Annotated in this window: 10 protein-coding genes; all 10 read right to left on the minus strand. The window is 41.2% G+C overall.

Annotated features, from left to right (window positions below):
• Positions 1 to 61: 61 nt before the first annotated feature.
• The 10 genes from AOG27_RS18505 to AOG27_RS18550 all read right to left on the minus strand — a co-directional run bounded on the left by AOG27_RS18505 (position 62) and on the right by AOG27_RS18550 (position 11,753).
• On the minus strand, positions 62 to 985 hold the full coding sequence (locus AOG27_RS18505) for a hypothetical protein (RefSeq protein WP_327077895.1): 924 nt from the start codon (positions 983 to 985) through the stop codon (positions 62 to 64).
• 159 nt (positions 986 to 1,144) lie between these two features.
• The gene (locus AOG27_RS18510; RefSeq protein WP_152967170.1) at positions 1,145 to 3,394 is read right to left on the minus strand and encodes an Ig-like domain-containing protein; all 2,250 of its coding nucleotides are present in this window, start codon (positions 3,392 to 3,394) and stop codon (positions 1,145 to 1,147) included.
• Positions 3,395 to 3,525: 131 nt separating this feature from the next.
• Positions 3,526 to 4,125 (minus strand): 3-isopropylmalate dehydratase small subunit, encoded by a 600-nt coding sequence (leuD, locus tag AOG27_RS18515; RefSeq protein ID WP_054554473.1) that lies wholly within the window; start codon positions 4,123 to 4,125, stop codon positions 3,526 to 3,528.
• Positions 4,125 to 5,525: a 3-isopropylmalate dehydratase large subunit gene (gene leuC / locus AOG27_RS18520; protein ID WP_054554474.1), complete on the minus strand. Its 1,401-nt coding sequence runs from the start codon at positions 5,523 to 5,525 to the stop codon at positions 4,125 to 4,127. The genes leuD and leuC overlap by 1 nt, the downstream gene beginning before the upstream one ends.
• A gap of 57 nt (positions 5,526 to 5,582) precedes the next feature.
• Entirely contained in the window at positions 5,583 to 6,659 is a 1,077-nt protein-coding gene (leuB, locus tag AOG27_RS18525) for a 3-isopropylmalate dehydrogenase (RefSeq protein ID WP_054554475.1), read from the minus strand.
• Positions 6,656 to 8,203: a 2-isopropylmalate synthase gene (leuA, locus tag AOG27_RS18530; protein ID WP_054554476.1), complete on the minus strand. Its 1,548-nt coding sequence runs from the start codon at positions 8,201 to 8,203 to the stop codon at positions 6,656 to 6,658. The genes leuB and leuA overlap by 4 nt, the downstream gene beginning before the upstream one ends.
• Before the next feature lie 451 nt (positions 8,204 to 8,654).
• Positions 8,655 to 8,903: a hypothetical protein gene (locus tag AOG27_RS21805; protein WP_235523720.1), complete on the minus strand. Its 249-nt coding sequence runs from the start codon at positions 8,901 to 8,903 to the stop codon at positions 8,655 to 8,657.
• Positions 8,904 to 9,152: 249 nt separating this feature from the next.
• Positions 9,153 to 9,386 carry a hypothetical protein gene (locus AOG27_RS21810; protein WP_235523721.1) on the minus strand — a complete coding sequence of 78 codons (234 nt, stop codon included), beginning with the start codon at positions 9,384 to 9,386 and terminating at the stop codon, positions 9,153 to 9,155.
• 154 nt (positions 9,387 to 9,540) lie between these two features.
• Entirely contained in the window at positions 9,541 to 10,053 is a 513-nt protein-coding gene (locus AOG27_RS18545) for a DUF2931 family protein (RefSeq protein ID WP_054554478.1), read from the minus strand.
• Complete coding sequence (locus tag AOG27_RS18550) at positions 10,038 to 11,753, minus strand: T6SS phospholipase effector Tle1-like catalytic domain-containing protein (RefSeq protein WP_054554479.1); 1,716 nt, start codon at positions 11,751 to 11,753, stop codon at positions 10,038 to 10,040. The genes AOG27_RS18545 and AOG27_RS18550 overlap by 16 nt, the downstream gene beginning before the upstream one ends.
• Positions 11,754 to 11,755: the final 2 nt, after the last annotated feature.

The raw sequence follows: 11,755 nt of genomic DNA on the forward strand, positions 1-11,755 counted from the left end.
CTAATAGCTTAATAGCCATAAAGAAAACAATTACGATAAGCTGCTAGACAGCGAGTCGTCATCATGCTTTTACAACTAATATGTTGTCATTTTCAGCGCGAACTTTCATTAGCTTGAGAAGTGCTCGGTGAAAGTCCTGAAAGATCACCTCCCCCCATACTCGTGAATAAATGCCAAAGTTAGTGTTATCAAGTACCGTCGTTTTAAGGCTTAACAGCGTTTGATTATTACCACTTGTAACTAACTCATAACCGCCATGTAGCGGCGAAAAATATTCACCACCTAATTTCACATGCTGATCAAGTGCATGATCAGGAATTAACTCTGGGTCAATCTCAAAGTTATATAGCATTTTCTCATTCGGCAGCCACTCGCTTATTACCTCTTTAAATACAACATTTTTCTGCCACTGGCTGGTTCTAATTGCACCTACCCCATCACCACTCATATCAGCTCGAATTGGCCTAGGAATACCAATTAATTGCGAAAATGAACTTGGATATTCGCCCTCATGAATTTGGCTAACATTAGCTAATTGTTGCCACACAACATCAACAGGCGCATTGATAACAATTGTATTTTTAACTTCGTAAGTTTTCGATAAGTGTAAAAAGTTGAGCTCTAAAGGAGAAAGGATCAACGGCAACAAAGCTACCGACATCACCGCTTTGTTGCTTTTCTTTTCCCAAAGGCGATGACATAGCCCTGCTAACATACCGCCAATACTAGCAAAAAACATAAATGCAGGGAGAGCCATTGCAACGCAGATACTTCCTTCTAAAAGAGTTACTACGCTGACAAATAAGAACACAAAAATAGGTTGCCAAGCGACTACCGCCATTCTTCCATATGTCATCGACGATAGTTGATTGTACTCAAAATGTACCCGTATAAACCCAATAGCCACAGGCACTAAAAACATAAACGAAATAGTAACAAGGCTACCGAAATTAAAGGTTCCGCTAATTTCAAGAAAGATGCGCATGCTGATGCCGTAAAACACACCCATCAAGATGCCGATAGATTTAGGAGAAAGAGGCCACATAGTTATTTGTTGTTTTCGTTATCTTACCAACCAAATTAACAACTTTATTTTTTAGAAACAAATAAAAACGCGGCCTTGGCCGCGTTTCAATATCTATAGTTATTGATTTAATGGTACTGCTGAATTAAATCGAATATAAGCTTTTAACTCTGGAGATTCTCCACTTCCACATATCTGTGTAAGATTTACAGCTAATTTTTGAATTTCATCATTAGAACTTTCTTCTAATTCAAATATTTCAAAATGTCCATAAAGCGTATTGCACCCTCTATGCATACCAGAAAGCTCTAATCCTGCTGCCGAATCATCTTGAAAAGGGTAGCGAGTGGCATTTAAATATTCGCCAACAGACAAGCTTGAATCACGAGGGGCTTTCAGGTTTATATTCCAATAACTTTCATCATTATAAAAAGAGAACTGCAAATGGGATTGATCATTTGAATCACGAGATACAGAAAAATCCCCCGTTGTCAGCGTCTCTACTACCTTCTCACCTTGGCTAACGTAATCACCTTCAATACCATCAATAAAAAGATATGTTCCTGAGTAAGGTAAGTACTGCAAAATTATCCTTTCTTTTGCAACATCACCTAGATCATTAGTCATCACCACTTCAATGGTTATATCTGACTCAACTCCTTCTGGTAAGCTAAAACTTGTAGAAACTGCATTTTCGTCATCAAATTCTATACCAGCATTATATAAATCAACCCACTTATAAGATTGAGCTTGGCCTTCATTGAAAGTACTACCTACAACACTCAGCGTAGGATAATGATTGTCTTGATAAAAATAGCTAGAACTTGTTAGATTAGGAATAATACTATCAGTAGTTTTTATATCCAAATCTATCCAGCTATACTCTTGTCCTGTAATACTTGTAATACCCGAAACATGTAACTCATAGTTTGTATCAGCTTTTAATGGCTGTTCTGGATAAATATTAATTAATGCACCATTAACCTCAACTCTAGCTGGAATATTAATATACTTATACCCTAATGGAGTTTGAAAATATGCACTGGCAGAGGTATCAGCAGCTACAGGTCTTGAAAAAATTAACGTTACTGGACCATCTAACTGAACAGAATTATTATTAACACTTCCAGTATCAAGCACATGCTCAAAGTTATCTGCCCGAAATGTTTTGATATTGTTAAATATATTAAACGAAGACATAGCTGAAACGAGGTAGCTGGACCAATAAATTTGACGCTGCTCTTCACTATAGCTAACGTTTAGCTTTTCAGAATCTGAAACAAAATTACTAGCAAGTTGAACTGACTCTTTTGCTGAGCTAATTTTGATAGAGCCTTTATGCGGATACTCCATAAAGTACCCATACCATGCATCTTCTTGAGAGAAACTATACTCACCATTTAAATTTGTATCATTAACAGTACCATTGATATCTATAGTGTAAGTCGCTGTATTAAAGTCGATTACTTTTTCAATGTTCAATTCTTTAATATTGACGTAATAAAAAGCTTCTTCGTAGCTAAATGGCTTTAAAGATATACCTTGGAGTTTTTCATCTGCTGCTATAGCTATAGTTCGAACGCTAGGTGAATATGAAAAGTGAGTAGAGTAGCTTCCCTTAAACGTCATCAACTCATTATATGAGTAAACACTTTCCAGTATTTCAATATCACTGTTGTTGACGTTAAACTCAATAATACCGTTTTGCAGGTCAGCCTCTAAAATCGTAACTACTCTGAGACCACTTAAGGTATTCCGGTAATAATCAGAACAATCCTGGAAAGATTCCTGTAATACATCCCCTACAGAAATAGTGCTAGAATCATCATTATCCAAATATGAAAGAGTATATAACCCTCCATTTTCACATACTTTATCGAGGTCGATATTTTTTCGTTCAAGCTTTGCTAACAAGTGATTACTAATAGTTTGTGCTTCATCGAGAAGTACGTTTTGCAATAGCAAAACTGTTTTAGCTGCATCTAAAGGTTGTTTCCAAACATTAATGCGATGCTTTACATTAATTGTATGCTCAGCCTTAAATTCTTTACCTTCATAGTATACGTATAACCTGTATTTAAAAGCAGTATCTTCAACCACATCTAATGATTCTACTTTTAATATCGCCTTATCACTTACTATGCTGTTTTCTGAATCAAGCCATTGAAATGAGACATCAGTATCACTTTTGTTTATATTTGCTTGCAGCGTAAACCCGTCATCCTCCGATACACTTACAGGGCCATCTATTGAAACTGTTAATGGCTGCTCATTGGGAGCGTCTGAGTCACTTCCACCACCGCCACATCCAACCATCATTAAAGCAGCGACTAGAAGCGCTCCAAAATTCCTTTTTAACTTGTAACTCACGCAATTCACCTTACTTTTATTGTTTGTAGATTGTAGATTGTACCCATAAAACTAAATATTGTAATTTTAATTAATGCACCACAAATAAAAACGCGGCCTTGGCCGCGTTTAGGTTCACATGGAAAAACAGGTTATTGCCAAGGGCGTTCTGCTGCAAGTTGCTGCTCAAAGGCATCAATTTGGCTGTTAAGTGTTTCAGTCACACCGATAAAGTCCAAGCCACTTAATAAACGCTCTTTGATGTCATGGCGAATATCAAAGTGAATAGTGTCAAACTTATCGCTACGAAGTTGTTGGTTTTCTAAATCAACTTCGATATTAATATCATCATGCTGTTCACTCAGTACAAATAATTGCTCAAGTGTTTCTGCAGGTAATGCGATAGCAAGCATTTGGTTATTGCCGCAGTTGTTAAAGAAAATATCAGCAAAGCTTTCCGCTAAGATCACTTCAAAACCATATTGCTTTAATGCCCATGGCGCGTGCTCACGCGATGAACCACAACCAAAGTTGTCGCGAGTTAAAAGAATTTGCGCACCTTGGTAACAAGGGCGATTCAAAATAAACTCAGGGTTTGGCTCGCCGTTATCTAAATAACGCCAATCGTAAAAAAGTGCCGCATCAAAACCATCACGGCTGGTCGACGTTAAAAATTGCTTTGGAATTATTTGGTCAGTATCAACATTGTTTTTATCTAACGGGGCCATTAAGCCACTAAAAAATACACTCATTAGGCTTCTCCTCTGATATCAACAAAACGACCATGAATTGCCGCTGCCGCAGCCATTGCAGGGCTCACTAAGTGAGTGCGGCCACCGCGACCTTGGCGACCTTCAAAGTTACGATTAGAGGTCGACGCACAGCGTTTACCTGCTTCTAATCTGTCGTCATTCATTGCTAAGCACATTGAACAACCTGGCTCACGCCATTCAAAGCCAGCTGCTTTGAAGATATCTGCAAGGCCTTCGTCTTCGGCTTGTTTTTTAACAAGACCTGAGCCTGGAACAATCAGCGCTTCAACACCCGCTGCAACCTGCTTACCTTCAACAATTTGCGCAGCAGCACGTAAATCTTCAATTCGGCTATTTGTACATGAGCCAATAAATACGGTATCAACAGTTGCTGAAGACAATTTATCACCGGCTTTTAAACCCATATATTTTAGTGCGCTGCGGATTGCATCAGCCTTGATTAGGTCTGGTTCTTGCTCAGGATCAGGAATGAATTCATCTACGCCAATCACTTGCTCAGGGCTGGTACCCCACGTAATTTGCGGTTGAATATCAGCAGCCTCTAATTCAACAACATGATCAAACTCTGCGCCTTCATCAGTTTTTAGTGTTTGCCAGTAGGCAACGGCACTATCAAAGTCAGCACCTTGTGGTGCAAATGGGCGACCTTTTAAATAATCATAAGTTGTTTGATCTGGTGCGATTAAACCCGCTTTTGCGCCCATTTCAATACTCATATTACAAAGCGTCATACGCGCTTCCATAGACAGCGCTTCGATCCCTTCACCACAAAACTCAGCAACATAGCCAGTACCACCCGCAGTGCCTAATTTACCGATCACTGCCATGATTAAATCTTTGGCAGTAACGGTTGGACGTAGGCGACCATTTATTTGAATTTTTAATGACTTGGCTTTTTTCTGCTGCAGTGTTTGAGTGGCTAGAACATGCTCAACTTCTGAAGTACCAATACCGTGCGCTAGTGCACCAAATGCACCATGGGTAGAGGTATGGCTGTCACCACACACTATGGTTGTGCCCGGTAAGGTAATGCCCTGTTCAGGCCCCATTACATGCACAATACCTTGATTAATCGAATTTAAATCATAAAGTTGAATACCAAACTCTTTACAGTTTGCATCCAGTGCCATTAATTGATTTTTTGACACTTCACTCGCAGCATCTAATGAGCGACTTTTTGTTGAAACATTATGGTCCATAGTCGCAAAGGTTTTTTCTGGGCAACGTACTTTGCGGTTTTTCTCACGTAAACCCGCAAAGGCTTGCGGCGATGTAACTTCATGAACTAGGTGACGGTCGATATAAAGTAAATCGGTTTGATCATTTATGCTGGCGACTACATGAGCTTGCCAAATTTTATCGTATAAGGTTTGGGCCACTTGCTATTCCCTCATTTTAGTTACGCTGAGTGACGAGCTCAGCGCAAACAATTTTAATTAAATACGTGCCACAATTGCCGCAGCAACATCACTGGTGGTGTACCCTGCATTTGGGTAGATATCTGGCGTACCAACACCTGCTTCAACCGCTTCTGCCACCGCTTTTTCAATCGTACGAGCCGCTTCATCTTGCCCTAGTGAGTAGCGCAACATAAGCGCAGCACTTAAAATTTGTGCGATTGGGTTTGCAACCCCTTTACCCGCGATATCAGGTGCTGAGCCACCAGCTGGCTCATACAAACCAAAGCCAGACTGATTTAAACTCGCTGATGGTAATAAGCCCATAGAGCCGGTGATCATCGCGCACTCATCAGACAGAATGTCGCCAAATAAGTTATCGCAAAGTAATACATCAAACTGACTTGGCTGTTTAACTAACTGCATTGCCGCGTTATCAACATAAATGTAGTCAAGGCTTACCTCTGGGTAGTCTTTGCTCACTTCAGAGACCACTTCACGCCAAAGTACGCTGGTCGCCAACACATTCGCTTTATCAACCGAGGTAACATGATTACTACGCAGCTTAGCGGCTTCAAATGCAAAGCGTGCGATGCGCTCAATTTCTTTACGTGAGTATGTTTGGGTATCGAAAGCAGCTTCTTGCTCCCCTTCGCCACTGCGGCCTTTTTCACCGAAATAAATACCACCGGTTAACTCGCGCACACATAAGATGTCAAAGCCTTGTGCACTGATATCTGCACGCAGCGGTGATGCAGCACTTAGTGCTGGTAATAATTGTGCTGGGCGTAAATTACAGAACAAACCAAAATGCTTGCGCAGTGGCAACAGTGAAGCTCGCTCTGGCTGCTCGTTCGGTGGTAAGTTTTCCCACTTAGGGCCGCCTACCGAGCCAAATAAAATCGCATCGGCATTTTCGCAGGCACTCAGTGTGCTTTGCGGCAGTGCCTGACCAAACTCATCAATGGCAGCACCACCAATCGCGTGGTGATGACGAGTCAAAGTAAAACCAAACTTTTCGCTTACAGCATCCAAGACGGTTTCTGCTGCTGCCATAACTTCTGGACCAATCCCGTCGCCTGCTAATACTGCGATACTGTAATTCGATTGACTCATCCTGCTTTCCTCTGTTGTTTTAAATCAGACACTTTTTGTGCACGATAAATTAAGTTATAAACGCGGATCATGGCGCGTACTGACGCTTCTACCACATCCGCTGCAATGCCCGCGCCGTGATATGGGCGACCATCGTATTTAGCGATAATATTCACTTGCCCTAGCGAGCTGGCACCTTGGCCTGTTGCTTCTAGGTTGTATTCAATCATCTCAACCGACATACCCGTTAAGCGCTCAATTGCTAAGAATGATGCTTCGACAGGGCCGTTACCCGTTGCTGCCTCTTGCTTAGACTCGCCATCAATTGTCATGCCGATTGTTGAACTCGCCACCGATTGTGAGTTAGACGTAGAGTTAACAAACTCAAGTTGGTACTTCTCGTCTTTATCTTTGATTTGATTAAAGTAAATCATCGCTTCTAAGTCGTAGTCATACACAGTACCTTTTTGGTCTGCTAATGCTAAGAAGCTGCTGTATAAGCTATCCATATCGTAATCAGATTTTTGATAGCCTAACTCTTCTAAACGATGCTCAATAACATGACGACCTGAGCGCGAAGTCATGTTTAATTGATTATTAGGTACACCGACACTTTCTGGCGACATAATTTCGTAAGTGTTTTGGGCTTTTAATACGCCGTCTTGGTGGATCCCTGAGCTGTGTGCAAAGGCATTTTCACCAACAATTGCTTTGTTTGGTTGTACTGGCATATTACAAATCTTCGCGACTTGACGCGAAGCACGGTAAATTTCTTCACTACGAATATCGGTATGCACTTTTAAGTGGTCTTCACGCATCTTCATGATCATCGCCACTTCTTCAAGCGAACAGTTACCTGCACGCTCACCAATACCATTAATCGTACATTCGATTTGGCGAGCACCGGCTTGTACCGCTGCGATTGAGTTAGCAACCGCTAAACCTAAATCGTTATGGCAATGCACGCTTAAACGCGCCTTGTCGATATTTGGCACATTGTTCATTAAGTGATGGATCATCGCAGCGTATTCGTCTGGCGTTACATAGCCTACGGTGTCAGGTAAGTTGATAGTTGATGCACCCGCATCAATAGCTTTTTCAACGATGCGGCATAAATCCCAATGCGGTGTACGACCAGCATCTTCACACGAAAACTCAACGTCATCGGTGTAGTTACGCGCAAGTTTAATCGACTTAACAGCCATTGCCGTTGCATCGTCTAAGCTCATACGTAATTTGTGTTCAAGGTGTAATGGGCTGGTTGCAATAAATGTATGAATACGGCCCTGCTCTGCCGGGCGGAGTGCTTCACCACATGCTTCAATATCTTTTGCTACTGCACGTGCTAAGCCACAAATAATCGGCCCTTTCACTTCTGTCGCAATGCGCTGTACAGAGCGAAAATCTGCTGGGCTAGATACCGGAAAACCCACTTCCATTACATCCACATTTAAGCGGCTAATGGTATGCGCAAGTTGAATTTTGTCGTCTTCGGTTAGGCTTGCTTTTAATGCTTGCTCACCATCACGTAACGTTGTGTCAAAAATCCAAACCTTATCTTTCATAAACTGTCCTCGTTCCCAATGACCCATTAGCGAGATAAAAAAAACCCCGCGGTTGCGGGGTTTTTTAATGTTCTACAAATGCAAATACACTAAGCCCCGCTCACTGATTTAAGCAGTAAGAGGTTTAGTTTTAATGTAATTGAATGTGTAATTTGCATCTTAATTTACTAAATGTGTGTTCAGTGGCTGTATTTTTAACATTCAAAAAACCAGCTTGCAAGCATAATTTTTCCACAAAATCGATTTTTAAATCGCGTTAATAGAATTAAAAATCCATAAAATCACGCTTTAAAGGTTAATTAAACCCAATTGAATGCATTGAACGTTTAAAGTTTCGGAAGGTAAAGCTTCTATTGCTTAGATTAACTTTTAAATGTGATAGTTATCACATACACATAAAGTAACAGTACGAGGAAAAAATCTAATTATTTAGTGAGGTGCTCTAAAAACATCATTGATTCTCACGCCACTGCGCTTGACCAGAGCCAAGCTCATGTAATACACGACCTGTGAACCCTGCTGAAGGTGTATTTGATAGCCACACTTTTATTTCACCGGTCTCACCCATACCAATAATTAAATAGGGTTTTACATCGTTAAAAACTTTACCTGTGTGAGCTAATTTATAYCCYGCCTTATCTATRGCCACTTCACCGTAATAAATTCTATTTTCTGATTTATCGAGCCAYTCAACCGCCACTTTTTCSGGGAAYTTTTGGTCGTAYAMACYRACTGTMSCKCYWGYCTCWSCATAACARCAMYCAAYWGCCCCTGATGGTATGCCCCATGTATCATCAAATACCACYGAGCGCCCCCAAATAGCATTTCCAYTCTCAGTGCCTACGCCTGCTACCATGTAATCTATTTTTCCCGTTGACGAGCAACCTGCTAAAAACAAAGCACATGCAATTGAGATGAGTGGTTTTATAAACTTGTCCATAGTCGGTTTTTATTTATTCTCGCGCCACTGCGCTTGCCCAGAGCCAAGTTCATGTAATACACGATCAGTTCTATTTCTTCCCGAGGGCGCATTGGATAGCCAAACGTTGATTTCACCTGTCTCGCTCATTCCTATTATTAAATAAGGTATGATTTCTTTTGCTTTGCGCCCAGTGCTCACAACGGTGTATCTAGGTAAGTTTTTAGCTAATTTATACCCTGCCTTATCTATCCCATGTATCATCAAATACCACCGAGCGCCCCCAAATAGCATTTCCACTCTCAGTGCCTACGCCTGCTACCATGTAATCTATTTTTTCCGTTGACGAGCAACCTACCAGTAACAAAGCACATGCAATTGAGATGAGTGGTTTTATAAACTTGTCCATAGTCGGTTTTTATTTATTCTCACGCCATTGCGCTTGCCCTGAGCCTAGTTCATGTAATACACGGCCTGTGAACCCTGCTGAAGGTGTATTTGATATCCACACTTTTATTTCACCTGTCTCACCCATGCCAATAATTAGGTAGGGAAAAATCTCGTCCTCAACTTCACCTGTGTAATAACTAAAATTAGGTAAGTTTTTAGCTAATTTATACCCTGCCTTATCTATRGCCACTTCACCGTAATAAATTCTATTTTCTGATTTATCAAGCCACTCAACTACCACTTTTTCTGGGAATTTTTGGTCGTATACACCACTTGTTTTGCCTGCACTTTCCCAACAACAACCGAGGCTTCCCATAGGAACCCCCCAACTATCATCAAAAGTAATTGCCTGCACCCAAATTTGGTTACCTTTTTCTGTTGCACCTCCTGCAACCATGTAATCTATTTTTCCCGTTGACGAGCAACCTGCCAAAAACAAAGCACATACAATTGAGATGAGTGATTTTATAAACTTGTCCATAGTCGGTATCCATTTATTAGTTGTGATTGCCATTGTGTGCTTGTTTCAGCTTGGCTTGGCTGGTTATAAAAAAGCTCGCGCTGTTGGTTTTGGGTGGTAAATTCTGCTTCTTCTTCGGGGCCGTGAGCTATCGCATCAATCGTTGCCGCGTATTTAACACTATGGTGAATGTAGTCTTTGTATAAAGCATGCCAGGCTTCACTTTGCGGGCCAAAACTGCGCGCTGTATCTACAAGCGATTTAAGCTCGCTTGGTAAAACATAAGGAAAAGCCTGACCATCGGCTTGCTTACGGTTGGCAAGCTCTGCTAGGTTTTGCAACGGCACCCCTTGATTTACAGCTGTTTCGTGCATTAGCGCTAGACTGTAATGCGGCAGAATATTGCTTAACTTCCGGCGCCAATACGGCCTATAGCTGGTGTAAATTGTATTTTCTGATTTATTCCAAATGCGCTTTGGTTGCCGATTTATTCTTGGCCGGCTTGCTTTAAATTGAATATTAATTGTTGGCCAATAATATTTTTGTTCAAGTGACTGTTTAAGCTGTACGAGTTCTTTGTCGTGCTCTGGCTCACCGGCTTGGCCCGCAATATACTGCCGAGGGTAAAGAATGCTCGTTTCAACGGGGCCGTAACCGCCACCAATATCTGAGTGCACACCTGGGAGCTCAATTTCTTTGTGGTTTTCTGATAGCTGCTTATTACTATTGAGTAATGAGCTAAGAGGAAATTTATCGCGCTTTTCATCAAACGCAGCTAAGTGCATCACATACCCGGCACTGCTGCTCGCTAAGTTTAAGTTAATGGGGTAGTCAAGTTCGTCATCGGCGTAAAACTCGCTGTGGTTGTTATCGCCATCGCCGCCAATAGATGCAACACTATCAAATAAGCCCACAAAACGAATAACAGGCTTAATGCCGCCCCAATAATTTGGCTTGTCTTGATATATTGCATTGACCTGATTAATAAACGCTCGCGCTTGGGCTGCACCTCGACTAAAACCAAACACATCAATTAAAGCGATGCTAATATGCTCAAAATTACTGTTCCTTATAAAACGGTTCAATGATATGAGTGATTTTTTTATGCGCTCATCAAAACTAAACGCCAAGCCCATATCTAATGTTGAATCGCTTTTATTCGCTTCAGTGCCAATCCCTTCAATGTAATAGGCGTCTATAAACTCATCTCCTCTCGGATATAACTCAAACAACTTTACAACATTCGTAGGCTCCTTGCTGTCTGTTGAGTCTTGTATGTCGTTAAAACGGTTATTACCTGTGCCATCAAAAAACACCCCAAAGCAAGGAGGTTCGGCAAGTAAGGTGAGTTCTACATGGCCTTTAGGTAAAATTTTATGCTGAAGTAGTTGCGGGCCGCCCTTACTGCCAATATTAAATGACTTTACCGTGTTTGAATTAAAATAGTCTGCAAATTGCTGCTCATTAACAAGAGTAAACTCGGCCTTACCAGCAACAATTGCTTTGAGTGTATAAGGTGTATCTTGCAACAGGTTATTAAAACGGTAGTGCTGCGCTGCTTGTTTTTCAACTACGACCTTGTTGCCTTGTGAAAATAGCTGTATTTCTACATCAACATCGCCCAGTACTTTTACAATAATATGCTTTGTTGTTGCACCCGCACCGGTATTAATAACAAGTGTATTAACAAGATTTACTGCCATTGGCATTGCTTGGCTCATTA

Source organism: Pseudoalteromonas lipolytica (assembly GCF_001306915.1).
In the GTDB taxonomy this organism is placed as follows: domain Bacteria; phylum Pseudomonadota; class Gammaproteobacteria; order Enterobacterales; family Alteromonadaceae; genus Pseudoalteromonas; species Pseudoalteromonas simplex.